A 24784-nucleotide genomic window follows, 5' to 3' on the forward strand; every position below is an offset into this window, starting at 1 on the left:
ATCTATTTTAATGTACAAATCTTCCTTGATTTCCTGATAGCCTTTCCCGGCATTTTCACGGACGGTGGTCCTTAAAATCTCATGTCTATTAACGACATGGTTGACTGATTTTTCCAGAATTGAAATATCCACTGCACCAGTAATTTTATATTTCTGAGGGATATTATAATTGGTTGTCTTACCATTAAGTTTTTCGTTGAACCACAAAGCCTCTTGATTACTGGATAAAACATGATCTTTTTGTTGTGCTTCACTGTGATCTATGTCATGATCTGACATTTCATTAATGATGAAGGCCGTCAACGAATCGATTGTTGAATTTTGAAAAATATTTTTCAAGGTTAGAATTTGATTGTATTCTTTGTTTAATTTCGTCAATAACTTCATGGCTAAAATCGAGTGTCCGCCCACTTCAAAAAAATCTGCATTTTTATCGATTTGACTTGTTGATAAGACTTCCAAAAATGTCTTTTCCACGAAAGATGAAACTACTTCCGTTTCATCTTTCGGAGGCGTATTCACTTCCGGAAAAATCTTATGACTTAGCATTTTCAATGTAGGATTTTCAAACAAATCGGCTAATTTCATATTCGCATCAAGTCTTTTATTTATTTTGGACACCAATTTCATGGCTGTTATCGAATGCCCGCCCAATTGAAAGAAATCAGAATCCTCATTAATCTCACTGTCCAAGAAAAACTCTTGCCATATTTCTTTAAGTTCTTGATTAACGGATGTGGATTCAATCTTATTGTTACTTGTTGCTTGATGGTTCTTACTCACCTTACTTTTTAGTTTTGAAAAATCAACATCGACATATATTTCGTCAATTTGCTGTACTTTTGTAATTTGATGGGCAATCTGCATGAAGGCTGATTGGATATCATTTACTAGTGAACGTTCTAGGAAGCAGCGATTAAAATATAATTTGCATTTAATCGTATCTTTATTATCTTGGGCTTGTAATGATAATGGAAAACTATGCGTCTCTTTCCCGCCTTCAATTTCCCAGTTAATTTCAAATCCATCGTTTTTCGCTTCCGGATAATTTTCATAAACAAATAAAGTTTCGAAAATGGGATCTTCCTTTTTTAATTTCGTATGCCTTTTGATATCCACTAAAGAAATTTGAGAGTAATCCAGCATATTGTTTAATGTTTCCTGGAAGCGTTTCAGTAAATCAGTAATGCTATCTGTATCGTTCATTTCAGCTATCATCGGGATCGTATTAATGAGCAGCCCAACAATTTCTTCGGATTTGAATAAGTTATTCGACCTGCCAGAGCTTACAATTCCAAAGACTATTCGATTTTGATTGGACATTTCCTTTAGGACGATCGACCAAATTAACTGTAATAATACATTCATCGTTACATGGTTTTTGGCGGCGAATTCCCTTAAAAGCTCACTCTGTTTTTTATCCAGCTCCCAAAATAGATCATTTTCCTGCTGGTTTTCCTTCACATGCTTCAGAGCTGGGAATGTGATTGTCGGCTGCTCAATATCCTTTGCCAGTTCTTTCCAAAAACAGTTTAGATCTTCCGCATCGATTTTATTCATGTACCGGATAAAATCTCCATATTGCTTTGGTTTTTCAATAAGCCGTTTGGATTCTTTTCCTACAATCCGGCTGTAAATAACGAAGAGTTCATCGATGACTATGCTGGTACTCCAACCATCCAAAATTATATGGTGATGAGTCCAAATCAAGATATACTGATTTTCTTCAATTTTCACTAACTGGAGTTTCATCAAATTGGAGTTATTCACATCCATCTCCTGGGATTTGGATATCACTCTTTGAATTTCATTTGATTGATCATGTTTACTCAACTCTGTCATATCGATTATTACTGGTTGATAATCCATTGCATTGAATACAACCTGAACATTGTTTTCGATATTTTTAGAGATGACCTTCATTCTTAATGCTTCATGACGTTCTACAACCTGGCTCCATGCCTGGAATAATGCATGTACTTCAAGAGCGCCCGTTATCCTGATTCGCATTTGAGAAATGTAAAGGTTCTCTGCTGTATTGTTCATTTCCAGTTCATAAAGGATTCCTTCTTGAAGCGGAGTTAATGAGTAGATATTCTGAATAGATTTCTCCAATTTTGCGCCTCCCGATTCCATTTACTTGTGTCATCCATATCTGTCGACTGCAATCATTCTATTAAACTCTTTAATCCCCTTATTTATTGGAATTCAATATATGAAACAAATCTTCCTCAGTAAGCATCGCATCTGGAAAATCACTTTCTATTAAAGAAGCTTGGTCAAATTCAGTTCCCATGATTTCCATGACGACATTACCAATAGCTTCTATTATTAAGTTCATCTTTTCTTCAGCTAATTTTGAGATTATTTTTATGAATAGTTTTCCGTCCTGGATCAATGCCAGGAAATGGATTTTTGGTTTTTTTTCAAACTCACCAAAGTCCCTGCTATTGGATGAGTCAAATTGGGAGTCCAATTTTCCTAAATAATTAAAAGTAACGTGGATATCCGGCTCCTTAATGACCCCAGGTCGTAAATATTTGATAACGCCATAATCAAAACCTTTATTTGGAATTTCCCTTATAGCATTCTTCGTGTTTTTTAAAGTGTCATCAAACGTCTCTCCTGAATGCAGCAATATCGGATACATCGCAGTAAACCAGCCAACAGTCCGAGTAACATCCATTGTTTCATCCGCCATTTCCCTGCCATGCCCTTCTACTTCCATCCAGAAGTTCTTCACCTCAAAAGATTTTTTCAAACTCTTTGCAATTAATGACAACAATACTTCTTCCACAGTCGCTTTTGATTGCCTTGATAATTCCTGGATCAATAATTCAGTTTCTTCTTCACTGAAAGATTTCTCCATTGTTCTTTCTTCTTTAGCTATAAAGTCTTCCGCTATCTTAAAATCCGTTAATTCACTTTTTGTTTTTTGTTCCCAATAACGGAGTGTATCAGGGTCCATCAACGATTCATTATATTTTTTCAAGAAGTTTGACCAGTCTTTGAATGATGAAGTTTTATAAGCAAGCTTCCCTGTTTGGTTGTTCAATGCTTGATTATGGAGAGCATTGAAATCTTCAAGTAAAATTCTCCAGGAAACAGCATCAATCAATAAATGATGGATTACCCAAAAGAAGCGATACTTGTTTGATTGTTCTTTTAAAACAAGCATTTTCATGATCGGTCCATTACTTATGTCCAATGAACGCTGAGCCTTACTTTCCCATTCATCTCTCATTCTTATTCGCGTTTCCTCATCTAAATGATGTATATCCTTATAGACTAACTCCCATGTTTTATGTTCTGAGTCTATATTCCCGATATATTTATTTTCATGTTTTTTAAATAGGGTTAACAATCCATCATGATGGTCCACGATTTGAGATAGAATTTTTTCAATGTCATCCATTTGAGCACAGGAATCTTTACTAAAAACAATGGACTGGTTCCAATGATTGATGGAAGTCGTATGTTCTGCAAAGAACCATTCTTGGATGGGGGTCAGTTCCACATTCCCCCTAGTGGCTATTGGTTGAATCATGACCTTATTTTCGGTTTTCGCGATCGCTGCCAGCTCTGCTACCGTTTGATTTTCAAAAATGGTTTTTGGACTGATGATTATATTTTCCTGCCTTGCTAGAGAACATATTTGAATGCTCTGAATGGAATCGCCGCCAAGTTCAAAAAAGTTATCCCGGATACTTATGTCATCCAGCCCTAGTACTGTCTTAAAAATCTGAAGAAGCACTTTCTCATTGATCGTCCCAGGTTCTTCCAATGTATTGCTTCTAGTTACGGGTACTGGTAGAAGCGCTGAATCAATTTTCCCATTTGCATTTAACGGAAATTTGTCCACTTGCATAAAGAAAGAAGGAATCATGTAACTTGGTATTCTCTCTTTTAAAAATGCTTTTAGGTGGTCATAATCAACTTGTTGTTTGGATGTGAAATAAGCGATTATTTGTTTATTTAAGTTTGGCTGATCCTGAACCTTAATGAATGAGTCACTTACTTGAGGATACGCATTGAGATTGACCGAAATCTCATCAACTTCCACCCGGAAACCTCTTATTTTCACTTGATTATCTTTACGCCCCAGAAAAATCAACTCACCATCGCTCGTGAATTTTGCAAGGTCGCCGCTGCGATATAAACGCTTTCCAGATTTAAAAGGATGATCAATGAACTTTTCTTTCGTTAAATCATCATTATTCACATAGCCAACAGCTAACCCTTCACCGCCAATATATATTTCCCCTGCGGCACCTATCGGGACAAGCCTTTGCTCCGGACTTAGTAAATAGACATCAGTATTCAGGATAGGTTTGCCTATCGATACTTTATTATTAGCAGTCTCATTGTTTTCGAACGCTTTAAACATTTCAATCGTGGTCCATACTGAATATTCCGTTGGACCGTAGGCATTATAAAAGTTTATATTTCGATAGCGATCCAGCAAAGCTATTGGACATTCAGATCCGGCCGAACCAACGAACTTCACATCAGATCCCTCAATATTGAGTTCTTGCAAAACGGCAGGCGGCAATACTAGGTGAGTTAACTTTTCACTTTTGATTTGATTTTCCAAAGCGAATAAATCAAACATCTCCTCCTTATTATTCCCGATATGCAACTCTGCACCATTTAATAAGCTTCCAAAAATCTCATAGATGGAAGCGTCAAAATTAAAAGTGGCAAATTGTAATACCCTGGAGGTCTCATCAAGTTGTAAGTACTTGTTTTGACTTATTATTAAATTCACTACTCCTCTATGGGATAACATGACACCTTTAGGTTTTCCTGTCGTTCCCGAAGTATAGATTATGTAAGCCAGATCGGATGGCGCAATCGATTCGTTACAGCACTCGGTATCCACGTAATGGACGGATTCTAGATTGATCACCTTAGCTATTTTTTTTAAGGCAGGAACCTCAATTTGATTCGTTATGCATATATCCATTTTCGAATCATTGATGATATATTCCAATCTTTCAGCTGGCAGCATGGGATCAAGCGGAACATATGCACATCCGGCTTTAATGATTCCCAACATGCCTATCACCATATCAATCGATCTGTTTATATGCAGGCCTACCTTATTGGAACCATTTTCGATATTATTTCTAAGCAATTTGGCAATCACATTTGATCGTTGATCTAATTCCCAATAGGTAATGGACTTACCATTATCAGCAACGGCTAATTTGTTTGAATGCTTCTTAACGATTCTTTCGAATATGGAGGTGATCGTCTCATTTTGATGTGCATCCGAAACCTCACCTTGCCACTCAAATAACAATTGATTCATTTGATTGTCATCTAAATGCTCCAAATGACGTATAGGTTTGTCTGCATTTCTGCAAATTTGGAATAACCATTTTTCAAAACTCAACATGAGTCTTTCAATTGTTTCCCGTCTAAAAAGTTCATCGGAATACTCAAACTCTAGGATCAGGTTATGGGAACCTTTTACTTTTATGGTCAGGTCATAATTTGAATAAGGAATTTCGAATTTGTCTTGTTCAAGAGTGAAGAATGAATTGCCAAAGTTCCCATCAAAGCTGTCTTCCATTGCCAATGCTGTTTGGAACAATGGGGAATGGCTTAGATCCCTGTCTGGATTAATGATTTCAACGATTTTTTCAAATGGAAAGGCCTGATGTTCCAATACATCCAAAATCACTTTACGATTTCGGTTCAATATTTCATGAAATGATTCTGTTGCATCCACGGTCAGCTTCAATGGCAGCGTATTGACAAAGCATCCAACTGTCCGGGCAAATTCTACCTGGCCGCGGTTTGCCACGGTACTCCCGACAATGATTTGATTCTTTCCGGTATATTGACTTAAAAACACTTGATAGGCGGTCATCATAAAAGCATATAAAGTCGTGCCATTCTCCTTTAAAACCCTGTCTATCAATACACGGAGTTCGTCCGTTATCGCCATTTCCAGCCTTCCACCTGAGTATGAAGGTGATTTTGGACGTTGAAAGTCAAATGGAAGTTCCAATGCTTCTTCCTCTTGATCTAAATAACTTTCCCAAAACCTCCTTTGGCTTGGCGTACTTTCCTTGACCCACTCCTTATGCCAGACAGCATAATCTAAATATTGCATGTCCAGAGGAGGAATATCCCCAACCTTGCCCGTTTGAATTCTTTCATAAATCTCCATTAACTCTTCGAAAAAGGTGACAAACGATACTCCATCAAAAATGATATGGTGGAAATTGCATACTAAATAATGCTTTTCTTCGTCAATTCGAAATAGTTTCATATTAAATAAATGATCATTTTCCAGGTCGAAACATCTTTCCATTTCTTCAGTAAGATGGGAGGTGACCATTATATTACTGACTTCGGGATCTACTTCCCGACAGTCCTCATAGGCAATTGTGTTTCTGCTTTTTTTTGATAAGAATTGAAGGATTTGATGTTCTTCACCCTTGAAATTGGTTCGCAATGTTTCATGGCGTTCAATCATGAAATCCAATGCCTGTTGCAGGTCATCGATATCCACTATGCCATTTAAAGTGAATCTAAATGGCATATTGTAGAGCATTTTCCTTTCATTCAGGCTGTCAAACAGATACATTCGATCTTGATTATGAGATAGCATCCCTTCACTTTTCCCACGTTTATAAGGCTTATTTACCTCGACTTCCCTCATGCTGATAAGCATGTCCAGAAAACTTGCCAGTTTTTCTATATTCCATTGACTTGAAATGATTTCCGGTGTTAATTGAATACCAAACTCCCGTTTTATCGAAGACAAGAACTCATCTTTTTTTTCATTTGTGCTTAGTGATTCATTCATATCCTCCATTAGTGAGATTTCAAAAGTTTTGATAACAATTGAAATCAAGTTTAATAGCCTATCTTCCGTTTCACTGATTATCCTGTTCATAGAAAAACACCTCAATTCTTTTCCATTCAACCTAACTTGTTAATATCATCCAATTGTTTAATGAGTACGGATAGTTCCTGGATGGTTGATTGTTCGAACATCACTTTGATTGGCAATTTCACTCCCATGTTATTCTTCACCATTTGAATGAATTGCATGGCTAAAAGGGAATTCCCGCCTAAGTCAAAGAAGTTGGAATCTGTACCTATCTTTTCTTGTTCTAAAACCTCTTTCCAAAATCCTATAAGTTTTTCCTCAATTAACCGTTCCTTCACAGCAATAGTTGTTCCCATATATATTCCCCTCACTTAACTTTCATTTTTTCTAACATTTCGCTTAAGATTCGATTAAATATAGAAAGGACTGATGACCTTAACTTTGGAGTGACCGCTGCCTCATTAAACTTAATTTGAACACTTGAACCAGGGGTGACGATAATGACGATTGGATAATGGGTCGTTTCCCGTCCTTCTTTCAAACTCACATTGATTTCATCATTATTAGCTAGTACCATGGGATAGTTTTCAAAAGCATATAATGATTCAAACAAATGACTCTCCAAATTAGCCCACTCATAAATCTCTGATAATGGTGTATTCTCATAGGCACTTAGTTCCAAAAACTCTTTTTGAACTTCATCGAGCAGCTCAATGTAAGTCTTTTCTTGGCTGATATACTTTATAAATGGCACAGTATTGATAAATGGACCCACCATGGCCTCAATATTCCGGACTGGGATATTCCTGCCGGATGTAACTACGCCGCAGCATACATTTTCCGTACCTTTTACTTCTTTTAAAGTGGCTAGCCATATTGTTAGAAAGAAAGTATTCATGGTAATCTTGTATTCCTGACAGAATCGTTGAATGGTATTAATCAATTCCTCATCCAGTACTTTCAAGTAACCATCTTCAATGTATCCCTCGCCTTCCAATACTCCCGTTATACCGGATCCGGAATTTCGGACACCCTCCAATTTTCCTGCCCAATATTTCCGCAGCTCCTCATTACTCGTATAATCTTTCATATATTCAACATACTCTTTAAATGAAGCACTACCGGATGATGATGGTGTTATTGAATGATAAGAATTAAAGATGTCATTAATAACCATCGAATAACTCCAGCCATCCATAATAATATGATGGAATGTCCATATTAATTGGTATTCATTGTCCGTAAGCTTAACGATCATGAAACGATTCAACCTATTGTTCTCGACATCTATCATCTTATATTGATCCGCTAACAACTTTTCCAGCTTCTCTTGTTGTTCCATCAATTCTTCATATTCAATCTCGGTATCCATTGAATTCATTAGCAGTTGGTAGAATAACCCTTTTTTACTCGAATATAATTTCGTTTTTAAAATGTCATGTTTCCCTGCCGTTGTCGCAATGGCATTCTTTAATTTTTCGACGTCCAGGAAACCTTTAATAGCAAATATGAGTTGCACTTTATACTGGCTGCTCTCACTATCAAACAAGCTATGGTACAACATCCCTTTTTGCAAAGCAGTCAATTCATAAATATCAACAATTCCTGTTTCTTTGCGCAGTAGTTGGTTAAGTTCTTCTTCAGGCATATCCAACAATGGAAAGTCCTCCGGACGGTACATCTGTTTTACCAATTTTGTTTCTTCTTCCAATGTCCGTAGCAATTCCGGCAAATTGCGTTGAATATATCTCTCAAAATCTTCTCTTACGAAATGTCTGTTATAATTTATTTTTATAGTTTGCTCTTCGTTCACTACAAGCAATTCAATATCGACTTCATGCTCGGTATAGGCATTATGTTGAATATCTTGTTCACTAAAAAAGATGACCTCTTTTGCAGCCAATTCATTACTTTGATGAAATCTGCCTAAATTATTAAAACTGATAATCGGCTTATTTTGTTTCATTTGTGTCTCGCCACATAATTCGGTCAGGATCCCATACTCGATCCCTTTATTAGGCAGTGTCCTTAACTTTTTCTTTGTACCTTGAATCGTGTTCGAAATGGTTTCTTTATTTTCTATATAAACCGGGCACATGGTCGTAAACCATCCTACTGTCCTGGACAAATCGACACCTGCAAATAATTCTTCGCGACCATGTCCTTCCAAAGTGAAATGAATATCCTTTTTATTAAAATACTTCCCGATTAGCGATGCGAAAATGGATAAATATATTTCATCAATGGATGCTTTATACGCTTTTGTCATTTCATTATAGATTTTGTTTGTAATCTCTTTATTCAGCTTCAATTCAAATGATTTTCCATCGTAAACATTCCCTGCTTTGACTAGGGCACTTTCGTTTACTGCATCATGTTCATTCTGCCAGTACTCTTTAATGCCTAATGGAATGCTATTTTTGTATTGGTTTAGATTATTCGACCATTCCTTATATGATGTCGTTTTATTATCCAGTTTTAGTTCTTGATCGTTGATATCCTGAATATATAGCCGGTCAAAATCTTCGATCAAGATTCTCCAGGAAACCCCATCAACAAGTAAATGATGAATGATCCAAATGATTACATGCTCATTTTGGCCAGTATTGATGCATTCAATTTTCATCAGTGGTCCGTTTGAAATGTTCATGCCCTGCTGTGCATCGTTCCCGAGTCTAGCTATTTCCCGTTCCTGTCCATCTTTATTCATATTCGATAGATTTACGTAATTCATAGTCCAATTTTCAGTCGGGTCGATATGCTTTTCCACTTTCGAAAATGCTTCATCTTTTTTGAACCTTGATCTCAGCACATCATGATGTCTAACGATATGAGCCATGATCTTTTGCATCCGTTTCTCATTCATTTTCGGGTAGCCCTTTAATGTTACAGATTGATTCCAATGATTATAATCATTTATTTGTTGAGTGAAAAACCAACTTTGAATAGGTGTAAATGGCGCCTTTCCAAAAACATCGGCCTGATTTATCGTTAAATCTCCCGTCAATTCCACAACCTTTGCCAGCTCTTCAATGCTTTGTTTTTCAAAGATGTTTTTTGAAGTAATGAAAAGATTTTCTTTCTTGGCAAGTGAACAAATTTGAATGCTTAGGATGGAGTCTCCTCCACATTCGAAAAAGTTATCAAAGATGGTTATTTCCTGATTATTCAGCACCTCTTTCCATATCTTTAACAATTTTTGCTCCGTTTCATTAATGGCACTTTTATTGTCGGTTCCTTCCGTGTTCGTTTTAGTATCCAGCAGGCTCTTCATGTCGACTTTGCCGTTAACGGTTAGCGGAAATGACTCCATTTTAATGAAATAAGAAGGAATCATATATTGGGGAAGATGATTCTTCATATAATCCCGGATATAATTTTCTTCCAGGTCATTGTCGGAGATATAATAAGCAATGATGAATTTCTTTGCCTTAGATTCATCTTTTATCGCTATAAAGCAATCCTTTATACCTGTACATTTATTTAGAACGGCACTGATCTCGCCAAGTTCGATACGATATCCCCTGATTTTCACTTGGTCATCCGCTCTGCCTGCAAATAGTAAATTTCCATCCTCGGTATACTTAACTAAATCTCCTGTTTTATATAGCTTCCTTGAAGGATTGAACGGATTTGGGATGAAGCTTTCAATGTTTTTCTCCGGATTATTTATATATCCTCTTGCAATGCCTCTCCCGCCGATATACAGCTCCCCTATTTGACCCTTAGGAGTTGGCTTCATCTTGGTGTTGAACACATATGCTTCTGCATTTAAGATCGGCTTTCCGATCGGAATCACTGTATCATCACTTGGAAGTACCTTATATGCTGTCGAAACGACGGTGCCCTCAGTCGGCCCGTAATTATTATATAAATCAAAGTTCAAATGATTGGGTATCGTTTTTAAACGATCTCCCCCTGTCAAAATGGCTCTGATTGATTCTGGAAATTTCATATCGTTGATAAATAATTGCTCGAGTAGTCCCGTTGAAAAAAACGCGAGTGTGACTTTCTCCTTTTCTAACTTCTCCGAAAGGATTTCTACATCCAATAAATCATAGTAATCCAATATCAGGAGTTTATTCCCATTTGTCAGGTAGGGGAATATCTCCCAAACGGACGCATCAAAAGATGTATTCGATACTAGTACTGCTGCATCTTTTCCATCGACAGAATAATAATTGATATGCCAATTACAGAGGTTTGCCAACCCTCCATGTTCAATCATGACCCCTTTAGGTTTACCTGTTGTTCCTGAAGTATAGATGATATAGGCCAGATCACTTTCCGATATCTTTCTTGAAACGAATTCCTCGCATTCAATTTCCCGTTCTTTCAGTATGTCTTCGATACATATTAGTTTCCCTTCATCACCGGGATATTTTGAAAGTCCTTCTTCATTACTTAAACAATATGTGATTTGAGAATCCTCAATCATATGTTTCAGCCGTGACTCTGGTTGTGACGGGTCCAAAGGCACATATGCCGCCCCAACTTTCATAATGGCTAAAATGGCCGTAACCATATTGATCGATCGATCCATAAAAATCCCGATTCTATCTTCTACATTTACATGGTTCCGGAATAATCGGTGTGCCACCTGATTTGCCCTGGCATTTAACTCGCTATATGTCACCTGGTCATCACCATGAACAATGGCAACATCATTGAAATTTGTGCTTACTTTATTCTCAAACCTAGCAATTACATCTTCAAAACGATGATCTTCCACTTCTTGATTTACATTGCCTGTACCCATTTCGATTATCGATCGTAACTGGGCAGGCTCTAAATAGGTGATGTCCTTTATCTTCTCGCTTCCCTCGGTTGTAATCTCTTGCAGCCAATACTGAAAATTACTAGCCATTCTTTGAATCGTCGCTTTATTAAATAATGATTTGTTGAATTCAAACGAAATGAATAATTCATCCCCATCCATTTCTTCTGCCTGAACAACTAAATCAAATTTAGCTTTAAAGGTATTGATTTTTTTCGGCTTTAACGTGAAATTTTTATATGACAGCTTTTCTTTTTGGTTATTTTGCAGGACAAATACTGTATCGAATAATGGCGTAGTTTCCATGGTTCTTTCTGCTGATAAATATTTCAAAATTTCCTTAGTAGGTAAATTTTGATGGTCAAAAACACCTGCAATATTTTTTATATTTTTCCGCAAAATTTCTTCAAATGAATCTTCCTGGGATACATTTAATTTAAAGGGCAATGTGTTGACGAAATATCCTATCAATTGTTCAGTGTCCACATGGTTTCTCTTTGCCAAAGGACTTCCGACGACAACTTCCTCTTCATCAAAGTACACTGATAAAAAGGTTTGATAGGCGGTAAGTAAACTCATGAACAAAGTCGATTTCGTTTTTTTATGAAGACTTTCCAGGTTGTTTTGAATTTCTTTAGGTAACAAAAAGCTGATAATATCGGAAGTGCTTTTACCTTCTCCGTTTTTTTTATGATCATATTGTAATAAAGACTTTTGCCGTAATGCAGTTATTTCATTACTCCAGAACTCATTATCCTTACCACTTACATAATTTGGCGAGTTTTTTTGCCATAAAGCATAATCTCCATATTGGATTGATTGGTTATTTCTATCATTTCGTTCACCATTCTTGATTTCCTCATAAATGGAAAACCAATCATTGATCATTAATGGAATCGACCAACCATCAAAAATAATATGGTGGATGTTACATAATAATTGATATTCACATTCATTTGTCTTCACTAGCGCAATCGACAAGAGGGGACCATTTCCTAAATCAAATTGCCGTTCCGTTTCTTCCTTCACCAAGTGATTTATTTTTTCTTCCTGCATGTCTAGAGGAATATCCGAAACATCGAAATAGGTAATGTCATGATGAATCGACTCATCGAAAGCCAAGGTGCCCATTCCAGCTTCTTCTCTAATGACACTTTTTAAAATTTGATGTTTATTGCTTAGCTTATCTAAAGATAGTTCCAGATTTCCTTCATTCATTTCACCTGATATTTCATACGAAAAAACGATGTTATATAACGACTTGTCTTCATTGGTTTGGTGAATGAACCACAAATTTTCTTGTTCATATGTTAAAGGGTATGTATTTCTGGCATTAATATAGATCGGTGTATAATCTTGCTTTACCTCTTCTTTTTGACGAGTTTCTATGACTCGGGATAATTTCATAATCGTATCGTTCTCCAATAAAACTGAAGGAGCCATTTCAATTTGAAATTGATTTTTAATATTGACAATTAATCTCATTATCGATAATGAGTTCATTCCGCATTCAAGTAGGGACTGATTATTTTTTATAACCCCATTGCCTATGATGCTACCAACCAATTCTCTTACTTTTTCACTAATTGTTTCATCCACTGGACTCTTGATATTCGATGGAGCTTCACAGTCTTTTATGACGAATTTGGGTAATAAGGATTTATCCAGTTTGCCATTTACCGTTAGGGGGATGTTGTCCACCTTGATAAAAAAGCTTGGTATCATATACGCTGGCAATGAGCTTTTTACACTTTCCCTCAAATAATCAGCAGCTAATTCTTCATCAGCAACATAGTATAAAAATAAGTGCATATCATCATTAAACGCTTTATCCATCGTAACGACTGCATTCTTGATGTTTTTCAAGTCATTATACGAGCTCTCTATTTCCCCTAATTCTATCCTGAAACCTCTTAACTGCACTTGCTCATCATTCCTGGCGATATATTGCAGATCACCATCAACCAAAACTTTCACTACATCCCCTGACTTATAGTAGCGAACATTATCAATATCCGTAAATTTCATCATATTCATCATGGTATTTTTATAGTAGCCTAGCGAAACACCCTTTCCTGAAACGTATAACTCGCCCTCTTCATCTCCAGTTACTTCTTCTCCATTTTGATTCATCACCTTGAACCCAAGATGAGGCAAGACTTTTCCGATATTCGTAATTCCTTTTTCCACATCACTCTTAGTGATTTGTTTGTATGTAACATGCACGGTGGTTTCAGTTATTCCGTACATATTTATTAACTTTGGCAGCCTGTCATTTTCGGGAGAAAACCACTGTGTCAATTTCTTGAAGTTTAATGCTTCCCCTCCAAAAATGATGTATTTTAAACTTAATTCATTTTGTCGTTTTATGAGCTCACCAAACACCTCGAAGAAAGCGCTTGGTGTACAATTGAAAACGGTTGTTTGTGTACTTATCAATAAATCAACAAAGGATATTGGATTTCTGCTTTCCTCAAATGAAACCACTACAACTTCTCCGCCATATATCCAAGCCCCCCACATCTCCCAGACGGAGAAGTCAAATGCGTAGGAATGGAAAAATGTCCATATATCTTTATTATTAAACTCGAACAAACCATCGCAGCCTAAAAACAAGTTCATGACATTTTCATGTGAAACGCAAACTCCTTTAGGCTTACCGGTAGAGCCCGATGTGAAAATGATATAGGCAGGATCCTTTGGATCAATTAAGATATGGAAATTCTCACCGGTTAAATCATTTGAATTCTCTATCACTTCACCGAGGGTTACATAATTGCAATCAATGCCGCTAATCCGGACTTTATCCCCAATCAATAACTTCAATTCTGAGTTCTTTATTATATGCTTTACTCTTTCATCAGGACTTTTAGGATCGATAGGTACATAGGTAGCCCCCAATTTAAGGAGTGCTATGATTAAAAATAAAACATGCTCCGACTTTTCAATATAGATGCCGACATTATCACCTTTATTTATCCCTTTGTCCTTTATGTACATCGCCATTTTATTTGCCAAAATATTCGTTTCTTTATAAGTAAATTGCTTATCCTTATTTCTTACTGCAATATTGTCTCCATATTCCCTAACACTTTCTTCAAATAGATTCGCTAAAGAATTCATCTTCATCATTTTCCCCCATTATTTTAAATATGTGCCTGATGCAACTGTCAACATATGAAAAACTAAAGAAATTAAAGCTATTACAATCGTTATGATTATTGCATTCCTTCTCTTGGCGAGCTCCAGCTTTTCCAAACTAAAACTGAATAGGATTAAACTGATAATGTAAAACAATTCAAACTCGGCCATGAAGGTGTGAAGGATGGAATTTTTATCATGCACGAGTAAGGATAAGCTAGTAAATGTCGTTTCCTTGCTCTTGACCAATAATGCGATTATTGCATTAACACCAGATCCAATGACGATGCATATCCCAGCATTTATGACAGCTTGGCAAATCCCTTTAATATTTACGGGTCTTTCTTTTAAAACTAAAAATAATAGGCACACAATTAATATTTGAATGATGAAAGTGACAAATAATCCTAGTGCCCCCATTACAATTGTATTAATGGCAAAACTCATGGCCCCAATCTCTGAAATGGACATGCCATTTAATACATTCATCCCTTTTTGATCCGCAGAATATAACAAAAGCGTCGTTTCGATACCTGCGATTAAACTGAGTAGTAATAACGAAATTATTAACTTATGAACTCTATCCTCTTTTTTAAAAAAATATTGTACTAATTTATTATTGTTTTTAAATTCAGCATTTGCTTCCATTTTTAATTCCATTGGTATTCCCCCTTGATTATTTTCGTAGAGTTTATTGGAATGGTAACGCTTCTTATTTCATCATTCACGAGTACGACCGCTGATTTGTACTGTGGAAAATTTTTATAGAAAAGCGAGATGTTACCATGATCCATTTCAGCCTTGGAAATCTCATAGATTTCAAGTGGAGAGGTCAATCCCGTTTTTAGTATTTTTGATAGACTTTCTTTTGCACTAAAGAAAATTTCATTACTTAAAAGACCTTCACTATCCTTAATCATCTTTTTCTCGGATTTAGTTAAATAGGTCTCTAAAAATTCAGAATCAGTTTTCGTTTTTGTTTCAATATCGATTCCCATTGGATGCATTTGATCGAAAATCAGTATTCCGAATGTTTTATCCGTATGAGTGATGGATATACCCATGTTCATGTTCATTAATAAGAACAGGTTATTAACAATAATCGGCTGTCCAAAGACTCCTTTCAACAGTGATACATTCTTTATTTCATCCAAACCTATATCTAAAAACTCCATAATTGCTTTTTTTCCAAAGTACAAACTTTTCTTTGCTTCGATGGTTCTTTTACCATTTTGCAAATTAAGATAATTCCATTCCTTTTCGTTGAAAATATCATCAATATAGTCCAAATTAACTGATTCCGCTTCATAAAACTTGATGTAAGATTTATAAATCTTTTTCTTATTCATAAAATATTCAATCAATTATAATTTTCCTCCTCTCCTTTTTCTGAAAATCCGCGAATTTTCTCCATTTTTTTCCTTGAAAATTTCTTTTTTTAAACAATTATTTCATTTTCTAGGTTAATTATTACCTATTATCATTATCGATAACACTTTATCACAAGAATTTTGCCGAGTCCATTAAAAATTTGTAAATTATCTACATTACATAATAACTTTACCAATTTTTATTATTTTTCCTCTTTAGTAATATTTTCATAGGGAATTTAGTATTAAATAATTTAAAAAATGTTACATTAAATGAAAAAAAATCCTAATTAAAAAAGCCATATTATATTTTTCACTATAATTTGTGAAAAATATAATATGGCTTAAATGCGGTTCAATCATTTGGGCTGTTTCGTAAAAATGTGCATTGCCTTTTTTAATATCTCATTCTCTTCCTGTAAATCTTTAATTATTTTATCCTTTTCCTCTTTCTGACTGAGGCCTGAAAAACCAATACTGGAGTCCGCTTGGCCTTCTTCATTTGCTTCTTTATAGATATTGACCCAATTTCTTAATGTAGGTGTCGAGATATTAAGTTCTTCAGCCAATTCCCTAGGTTTTCTGCCTTCTTCCAATACTAATCGAGCAGCATAAATTTTAAAATCTCTATCATGGTGCTTCCCCATAATAAGACACTCCTTTTTTAAATTTATTTAGTGCCGATTTTCTGTACTTCCTTTATATACTTTTCTAATATAACGACTTTCATAAATTATATTTCAACCTATTAATCAAAACGGAATTGATCGCTATTACGATCATTAATATTATGAGAGCTCCCATCATGGGTTGGACACTGAACCAAACCAAGCCAAAATGAATGGATGTAATCACGATTAATAATGGCAATCCATAAAGCAGGCTAATTAATACATTGGGGTTTGACTTAATGGCAGCAGATGGGTTCTCCCATTCTATACTTGGATTTTTCATATCATATAATGGTGTTAGAAGATTATAGCAAACCACTAAACAAGAAGTAATTAATAACATGACTGCCGTTTCCATTTCCCAATAACCAAAAAGTGCAAATATCATAAAGCTGATCAATACGGCTATAATCCCTATTATTGATGAAAATATCACTTTAGAAAAATAAACATATTTTTCATCAAAAGGGGCACTTTTCAGTAAATAATGATATTTTCCTTCTCTTGAATATGGGGTTCCGCTTATATTATTTATACAACACAAGAAAAGGATCGAATATGAAAAGTATTTATCAAAGACTCCCTCTTTCGTTATATTCAAATAATTCGGGAACACTTCATTCTGAATTAGCAATAACATGACAAGCGAAAAGACCGGCGGCAATAAAAGTCCTAAACCGATTTGCATCTTAAAATATGCTTCAGACTTAATGATCCATATCTCTCTTTGTAAATAGTTACTCCATTGATTTTTTGATATATTAACCTTTGAGTTTTTCATATTCACTTTGTTATTTCCCAATAATCCGTTTTTAAAATAATTAACGGAAATGTTTTCTATAATAAATGAATACAATAGGAAACCAATTACTAGTATCGAAATATAAATAATTATAAATTGAACTGTTATTTCATTTGATACAAAGGCATCCAGAATCCATTTAATCACCGGATTCATATTTGCGGTTTCAAACATATGTCCCATTATGAATTGCAACGAGTTTTTTAGACCTTCAATAGAATTCAAATCTATTTCCGAGATGACCTTTGAAAGGGCAATTGATGATTTTCCAGCAAAATATACAATGGAAATAATCGCAAGCATGAGGATGACAACAATGTTCACAAGTAAGTATGCTACTTTATTTTTGAATCTATAATAATACCTATTAATGCACGATAGGATAAAAAGCAGGAGCAAAGCCGTCAAACCATTGACAATCGGTAAAAATATGAATAATTTAAACGCTTCCATAAACTTTAGATCGACTATCAAGAAGCCGATTGTTGGCAACTGGATTGCCATTGATAAGATGATGGGGACCCATAAGCTACTTAATACCTTAGCCCTTGATATTTCTTTATAGGTGAGTGGCAGAGCCGCCAATACTTTAAATTCATAATAAGCAAATATTTGTGATGTGGACAAATAGCAAACCAATGCAAAGACGAGAATGCTGGAAATCGTTACATTATAAAACAGGAAGACCTCGGTATCTCCAAGAAAATAAACAAAGGCATTTACGACAGTCAGCTGCAAAAACATATAAAAAACGGCTATTATCAGTACAGCCTGCAACATTGTCTGCTTGGGCATTTTATAGAAGGAAGATATGAAAAATCTAGTTAACTGAAGTTTTTCCTTCATATACCTGAGCCTCCATAAAGGTAGATTCTAATGAACTTTCACCTATTATATTTTGTATTTCATCATGCAGGATGATTTTCCCCTCTTTTAAAATAGCCACTGTATTACAAATTTTCTCTGCCACATCCAGCAGATGCGTCGAGAAAAACACTGTACCGCCCGTTTCAACATATTGTTTGATTAACCCCTTGAAAACTAAAACGGCGTTTGGATCTAATCCATTTAACGGTTCATCCATAATGATCATCGGGGGATTAATGGTAAAGGCCGCTATCAGGGATACCTTATGCATCATTCCATAAGAATAACTTCCCATTGGCTTTTTAATGGACTCCTGCATCCCAAACCGATTGATATATTTCCCCAAACGTTCTTTGTCATCATTTCCATATAGGTTCATCAAGAAACGAATCCAATCAAATCCCGAAACATTGTTAAAAACATTGATAGTATCAGCGATGAAGAAAAATTGTTTTTTATATTCTTTGCCGTCTTCTTTAGTCAGGCCATTTATTTCAACCTTTCCATTTTCAGAATCTAAAATGCCCGTAATAATGTTCAGCGTCGTCGTTTTCCCTGCACCATTTGCCCCTATAAAACCTAAGATTTCCCCTTTTTTGATTTCTAGATTTACACCATTCAAAATCTTCTTGGCCGAGTAGCTTTTCTCTAAATCTGTGATGCTTAACAAAGTTATCATCCTCCCATCACTTCATGATTAACACATTTCCATCCCCAACTTACTCGTTATTGAATTTCTTTTTTGAAATCCATATGTTCGTTACCAATATCGTTACTGCCGTTAACGCAAGTGCCGCTATTGCCCCCCAAATCGCCTGTGAATTCACTGTGCCTAAAATCAGTACTTCCATGGCATGTTTACTCATGCTTGCCGGATTCATATTGTCTATAACCGGACTTAACCCAACTATGATTCTACAGCCGAGGAGAAATACTATCGAAATTAATGCAATAATACCCTGACTATTAAAAATGGTACTGATCATCGTCGTGAATGAAACGATAAATAGGACCCACAGCAGATAGAACAGCAACGCCACTACTAAATCCGCAAAATCAACACTCGTAAACAAAAAAACTACATACAGATATGAAACCAAATATCCCAATGCTACACTGCAGGCAACAAACAGATAATTGGAAATGATTTTCCCGCTTATATAAGATCCAACCGTCACTGGCCTTGTAAGAATGAAAGCCAGCATTCCATTTGCTTTATCGGATTGTACCACTCCCATCATGGAAACGATGATGATCATGACCCCTAACTGATCGAATTGAGACCCTAATGTACTAGCAAGAACTTCGCCGCCTTTTTGGGCAGCCATGCTTGGATCAATGGTAATCCCTTGGCCCCCGCCCAGTGCCTCTAATATTGAAGGTAAATAATAGCTTACGACTGGTTGAGTTATTCCTAAAAATATAAATACAAGCGGCAGCCAAATCACTTTATATTCACGTAACATCTGAACAAATTCCTTTTTAGCTAAAACGGCAAAATTATTCATTTTTCCACCACCAATTTTAAGAATATCTCTTCCAATGTATCGTTATCTATTTCGAACCTTACAAGATCAACATTATGCTCCAAAGCATCCGCCAGTAACATATTCTTGTTTGACTCAATATTTTCCACTTCAATCTTCAATTTATTTCCCATTACCTCTACACCTTTGACAAAGTTCAAGCTTTTAACGTTTTCTATCCATTTTTGACTTTTAGAGGTTATGTCGACATTGATTTTATTTCCGCTATTCCTGTTTAATAATTCCGACATTGTTGTGTCCTCAATTTTTTTACCGCTTTTTATAATGACAAACCTCTCACATATTTCTTCTGCATCGCTTAATATATGCGTCGATATTAAAATTGTCGAATCTTTCTTTATCTCTTTTATGATGTTTAACACTTCTCTCCGGCCGATTGGATCCAATGCAGAAACCGGTTCATCCATGACAATCAATGCCGGTTTATGTAACAATGCCTGTGCAATTCCAAGCCTTTGTTTCATTCCGCCTGAAAAAGTCCGCACCTTGGAATTCTCTTCCCCGCTCAACCCCACTTTCGACAATATCTCAGGAATGCCGCTTAATAATTCTTCCCTCTTGATACCTGAGAGCTGGCCCATGAAAGTGAGGGTTTCTTTGGCAGTCATCCATTGAAAGAAGTTAGGGTATTGTGGTAAATAGCCTATCTCCTTTTTCATTTTTGAAATTTTCTTACCATCAAGCAATACTTCTCCCATACTTGGATCTATTATGTCTGAAATCACTTTTATTAGTGTCGATTTACCAGCCCCATTTGGCCCTATCAATCCGACACATTCCCCTGATTGCAGTTCCATTGAAAAATTATTGACCGCTGTTTTTTCTTTAAATTTTTTTGTAACATTTTTAATTTCTAATTTCATATTCTTTCACTGTCCTTTCTACCAATAACGAAGTACAGAATTGGACCGATAGTATTTGCAAAAATAATGATGAGTGTCCACAATAAAACATTTTTCCTCGTCTTTCGATTTCTGTATAAATCAATTAATGCTATAAGCACTAAAATCATCCCAATAGCAATTACCGGTAAAACAATCGGCAGAATCGACATGAAATCAATATCTTTCAATTCGTTCCATCCATAATGCAATTCCATATATACCACTCCTTTGAAAATGAAATAATGTTATCATTATCGATAATGATAACATGGAAAATGGAATTTTGCACCTGTTTTTTTCTTTAATAAAATATTGTTTTAGTTTTTATTGTTATTTATAATGATAATATTATCACAATGAATAATAATAAAAATATAGACATTATTTTTTTACACTTATTCGAAAAGGCTTATGATTTACTTCAAAAAAATATTTCTGTAATATTATTTTTCGAACTGTGTCATTTTTATTTAAATAAAAGTGATTCAATCATTACAATTTATGATGAGTTAAACTTATTATTCATGACCTACTAAATTGATTTAAGATTATATTTCCAATGTGAGGAGAAGAAGATGATTAATAAAGCTGAAATTTTAATGCATCCTGTAAGAATAAAGATTACCCAAGCTTTAATGAGAAACAGGGAAAGTGGCTTAACACCATTGGAAATGTTAAAAATCATTAAAGATGTACCCCAAGCAACATTATATAGACATATACAGGTTCTGTTGGATTCAGGGGTCATTCGCATTGTAAAAGAAAAAAAAGTGAGATCCGTTTCTGAAAAATACTATGTTTTAAATGAAGAAGAAGCGCGACTTAGCGGGGAAGAATGGAAAAAATCTTCTAATGAGAAAAAGGTGAACTATTTTTCTTATTATCAATTATCCCTTATGACTCAATATCAAAACTATCTTACTAAATTAGAAGAAAGAGACTGCGCGGAAGATGGCTCAACCTTTTCCCTTTTAGAACTAAAGCTTGATGATGAAAGCTTTATTAACTTCCAAAATGAATTGAACGATTTAATGGTAAAATACTACAAAGCTACTAATCAAAGTGCTAAACAAGACTCTCCTATTCGAACAATCGGTGTCACAATTATTCCAGAATCATAAAAAATGAAAAGGCTGTTCCAAAACCATGGACTCAAGAACGGTGAATTCTTATAGAAGGAATCGTAACTATATATTCAACCAATCAGGTTGCAGTATACGTTTTGAAACAGCCATACATCATGGAAGAAAATCTAAAATGGGCTTAACCACCCTCTTTTGGACAGTGCCATACCCGCTGTCAGCAGCTCCCCAATGCTTCCTTGATGCTGCTGTATACTTCGTCCCACAAGTGCTTTTCTTCAGCAAAAGATGCAGTTATCTTTTTAATAACTGCCTTTTGCTCTGCCTCGAAACGCTCATCATCCTTGGCCGGCAGGTCAGACCTCAACTCCATTACATACTCTTGTACCTTTGGTGCACGAGGTCCCCAAACAGCTTTTTCTTCGCCATTCTTATCAATGAATATAAAAATGGGAATCGAACGCGCTGTTCCATTCGTTAAGTATTGATCCATCAGTTCTAGATTTTGATCTCGTAAAACCATGCGAGTTTCAATATTTGCCGCTTCAGATATATTCAACAATATAGGAATATTCATCATCGCGTCCCCGCACCAGTCTTCAGTAATGACAATGGCTCGAAGTTCCTTCTTCTTTAATTCATCAAAAAAACCTTGGTCCTCTGTAGAAATGGTAAAACCTTCCCGAATCGATTGTAAGTTTTCTTTATGAACTTTCATCGAAGCTACAAATTCTTTAGCAGGAATCCCCTTTTCGAACCATTCATTCAGTGTCGTCATACTATTTCTCCTAACTATTTTTACATTTAAAGTACCATAAAACACTTATTATTTCATTGTTTCCACACTGAAAAATAAAATGACAAATTGGTAAATTAAAACCATGTTTTTCTTTCCCGTGTAAAGGGAAAACTCTAAATACATTCAATAGCTTGCTAAATACCTATTATATATTCATTAAATCATTGTTTTTTAGTTTAGGAGATGAAATTTTGTGGAAGGTTTTCTCTTTGCACTACTCCCTGCATTGACATGGGGCAGCTTAGTGCTTGTTTCCGAAAAACTCGGGGGCAACTCTTATAATCAAACACTTGGCATTACAATCGGTTCATTACTGTTCGCCATCATGATGTCTTTCATCAATCCGCCGGAATGGAGCAGTCTAGTGTGGATTGTCGGCATCATTTCCGGGATAGGCTGGGCATTCGGGCAGTTATTTCAATTCAATAGCGTCAAGGAAATCGGGGTATCGAAAACCGTTCCAATCTCAACAGGACTGCAAATTCTAGGAAATGCATTTTTTGCGGTTATCATTTTCAGGGAATGGAATGACAGGATGACAGTCATTATCGGCATTGTTGCAATAATCTGTTTGATTACAGGTGTCTTGCTGACGAGCTCCGGCGATGGTGATAACAAAAAAGCAGGAAGCATGAAAAAAGGGGTTCTTCACCTTGCCATTTCAACGGTGGGTTATGTTACATATGTCATTGTTGTCAGATGGAATGAAGTTGACGGATGGTCGGCGATCCTGCCGCAAGCAATCGGCATGTTCCTGGCTGCCCTGCTCCTTTCCATCAAACATAAACCGTTTAATAAGTATGCTAGGCGGAATATTCTAACCGGATTGATGTGGGCAGTCGGTAATATCGGTCTCCTGCTCGCTAATCCAAAAGTGGGCGTTGCCATCTCATTCTCATTTTCCCAAATGGGAATCGTCATTTCCACTTTAGGAGGCATCTTTCTTTTAGGAGAGAAAAAATCCAAGAAGCAAATGGCCTTCGTCATCATCGGGTGTGTACTCGTAATTGCTGGCGGAGTCATGATCGGCTTTACAAAAGAATAGTCAAAGGGGCGATGAATGATGTATGAAGATTTAGAGAAAAAAGTGGTAGTCATTACTGGGGCGGCAAAAGGGTTAGGAAAAGCCATGGCCGAAAGGTTCGGGAAAGAAAAAGCACATGTCGTATTAAATTATCACACTGAAAATGGCGACCATGAGGAAATCATCAAAACGATTGAAGCAGCAGGCGGGAAAGCCGCAGCCATTCAAGGCGACGTTTCAAAGGAAGCTGATGTGAAGAAATTGCTTTCATTCGCTGCGGACACCTTTGGTACGATCGACATCATGATCAACAATGCTGGTATTGAAAATGAAGTGCCCAGCGAAAAATTAACCCTGGAAGATTGGCAGAAAGTCATCGATGTAAATTTAACAGGGATGTTCCTGGCAAGCAGGGAAGCAATCAGTTACATGCTCGATCATGGTATCAAGGGCAATATCATTAACATGTCATCCGTTCATGACCGGATACCTTGGCCTCATTTTGTCCACTATGCAGCAAGTAAGGGCGGAGTGAAGATGATGACTGAAACCCTTGCACTTGAATATGCCCCCAAAGGGATTCGTATTAATAATATTTCACCTGGCGCAATCGACACACCCATCAATGCAAAAAAATTCAATGACCCAAAAGCTAAACAAGAAGTCATCGACCTGATACCGATGGGATACATCGGAAAACCAGAACAAATTGCCGCTTGTGCCGCTTGGCTAGCGTCCGCAGAATCTAGCTACGTAACGGGAATGACCATATATGCTGATGGCGGAATGACCAAATATCCAGGATTCCAAGCAGGAAAGGGCTGAAATTAACTTTTTAGTTTTAGCAGCTGTTGATATTTCCCTTCTATAAACAAGAGACATTTATGTATATGGATAGGAAAAGAAAAGGGACTAGGATTTCTCCATATTCCCTCTTTCCTTAGTCCTTCCCTTATATATGACTTTATTT

General features: G+C 36.0%; 16 protein-coding genes. 3 read left to right on the forward strand and 13 right to left on the reverse strand.

The window, feature by feature from the left end:
- The 12 genes from ACFVSH_RS09255 to ACFVSH_RS09310 all read right to left on the reverse strand — a co-directional run.
- The coding region (locus tag ACFVSH_RS09255) for a condensation domain-containing protein (protein WP_387705726.1) at window positions 1-2115 on the reverse strand (2115 nt) is incomplete at its 3' end.
- Between the two features lie 79 nt (window positions 2116-2194).
- On the reverse strand, window positions 2195-6913 hold the full coding sequence (locus ACFVSH_RS09260) for an amino acid adenylation domain-containing protein (RefSeq protein WP_387705728.1): 4719 nt from the start codon (window positions 6911-6913) through the stop codon (window positions 2195-2197).
- 26 nt (window positions 6914-6939) lie between these two features.
- Complete coding sequence (locus ACFVSH_RS09265; RefSeq protein WP_387602082.1) at window positions 6940-7206, reverse strand: phosphopantetheine-binding protein; 267 nt, start codon at window positions 7204-7206, stop codon at window positions 6940-6942.
- Window positions 7207-7217: 11 nt separating this feature from the next.
- Complete coding sequence (locus ACFVSH_RS09270) at window positions 7218-14756, reverse strand: amino acid adenylation domain-containing protein (protein ID WP_387705730.1); 7539 nt, start codon at window positions 14754-14756, stop codon at window positions 7218-7220.
- Window positions 14757-14768: 12 nt separating this feature from the next.
- Entirely contained in the window at window positions 14769-15428 is a 660-nt protein-coding gene (locus tag ACFVSH_RS09275; protein ID WP_387705732.1) for a hypothetical protein, read from the reverse strand.
- Window positions 15419-16132, reverse strand: a complete 714-nt coding sequence (locus ACFVSH_RS09280; RefSeq protein ID WP_387602074.1) for a 4'-phosphopantetheinyl transferase family protein — start codon at window positions 16130-16132, stop codon at window positions 15419-15421. The genes ACFVSH_RS09275 and ACFVSH_RS09280 overlap by 10 nt, the downstream gene beginning before the upstream one ends.
- A gap of 365 nt (window positions 16133-16497) precedes the next feature.
- Window positions 16498-16785 (reverse strand): transposase, encoded by a 288-nt coding sequence (locus tag ACFVSH_RS09285; RefSeq protein WP_260287426.1) that lies wholly within the window; start codon window positions 16783-16785, stop codon window positions 16498-16500.
- A 79-nt stretch (window positions 16786-16864) separates the two neighbouring features.
- Window positions 16865-18457, reverse strand: a complete 1593-nt coding sequence (locus ACFVSH_RS09290) for a hypothetical protein (RefSeq protein ID WP_387602071.1) — start codon at window positions 18455-18457, stop codon at window positions 16865-16867.
- Entirely contained in the window at window positions 18432-19148 is a 717-nt protein-coding gene (locus tag ACFVSH_RS09295; RefSeq protein WP_387602068.1) for an ABC transporter ATP-binding protein, read from the reverse strand. The genes ACFVSH_RS09290 and ACFVSH_RS09295 overlap by 26 nt, the downstream gene beginning before the upstream one ends.
- Before the next feature lie 49 nt (window positions 19149-19197).
- A complete protein-coding gene (locus ACFVSH_RS09300; RefSeq protein ID WP_260287429.1) occupies window positions 19198-19986 on the reverse strand; it encodes an ABC transporter permease in 789 nt (262 codons plus the stop codon).
- Window positions 19983-20888, reverse strand: coding sequence for an ABC transporter ATP-binding protein (locus tag ACFVSH_RS09305; protein WP_387705734.1), 906 nt, complete (start codon window positions 20886-20888; stop codon window positions 19983-19985). Before ACFVSH_RS09305 ends, ACFVSH_RS09300 begins: the two co-directional genes overlap by 4 nt.
- A complete protein-coding gene (locus ACFVSH_RS09310; protein ID WP_192207814.1) occupies window positions 20885-21124 on the reverse strand; it encodes a PLD nuclease N-terminal domain-containing protein in 240 nt (79 codons plus the stop codon). Before ACFVSH_RS09310 ends, ACFVSH_RS09305 begins: the two co-directional genes overlap by 4 nt.
- A gap of 360 nt (window positions 21125-21484) precedes the next feature.
- Here ACFVSH_RS09310 and ACFVSH_RS09315 point away from each other — a divergent pair, with 360 nt between their 5' ends.
- Window positions 21485-22030, forward strand: a complete 546-nt coding sequence (locus tag ACFVSH_RS09315) for a helix-turn-helix domain-containing protein (protein WP_192207813.1) — start codon at window positions 21485-21487, stop codon at window positions 22028-22030.
- 178 nt (window positions 22031-22208) lie between these two features.
- On the opposite strand, the gene ACFVSH_RS09320 is transcribed toward ACFVSH_RS09315, so the two are convergent.
- Window positions 22209-22769 (reverse strand): thioredoxin family protein, encoded by a 561-nt coding sequence (locus ACFVSH_RS09320; RefSeq protein WP_387705736.1) that lies wholly within the window; start codon window positions 22767-22769, stop codon window positions 22209-22211.
- Between the two features lie 214 nt (window positions 22770-22983).
- Between ACFVSH_RS09320 and ACFVSH_RS09325 the strand changes: the two genes are divergently transcribed.
- Entirely contained in the window at window positions 22984-23835 is an 852-nt protein-coding gene (locus ACFVSH_RS09325; RefSeq protein WP_387705738.1) for a GRP family sugar transporter, read from the forward strand.
- Between the two features lie 18 nt (window positions 23836-23853).
- The gene (locus ACFVSH_RS09330; protein ID WP_377394944.1) at window positions 23854-24639 is read left to right on the forward strand and encodes a glucose-1-dehydrogenase; all 786 of its coding nucleotides are present in this window, start codon (window positions 23854-23856) and stop codon (window positions 24637-24639) included.
- Window positions 24640-24784 lie beyond the last annotated feature (145 nt).

Origin of the sequence: Peribacillus sp. NPDC058002, from assembly GCF_042886655.1 — a bacterium.
GTDB lineage: Bacteria > Bacillota > Bacilli > Bacillales > DSM-1321 > Peribacillus > Peribacillus aracenensis.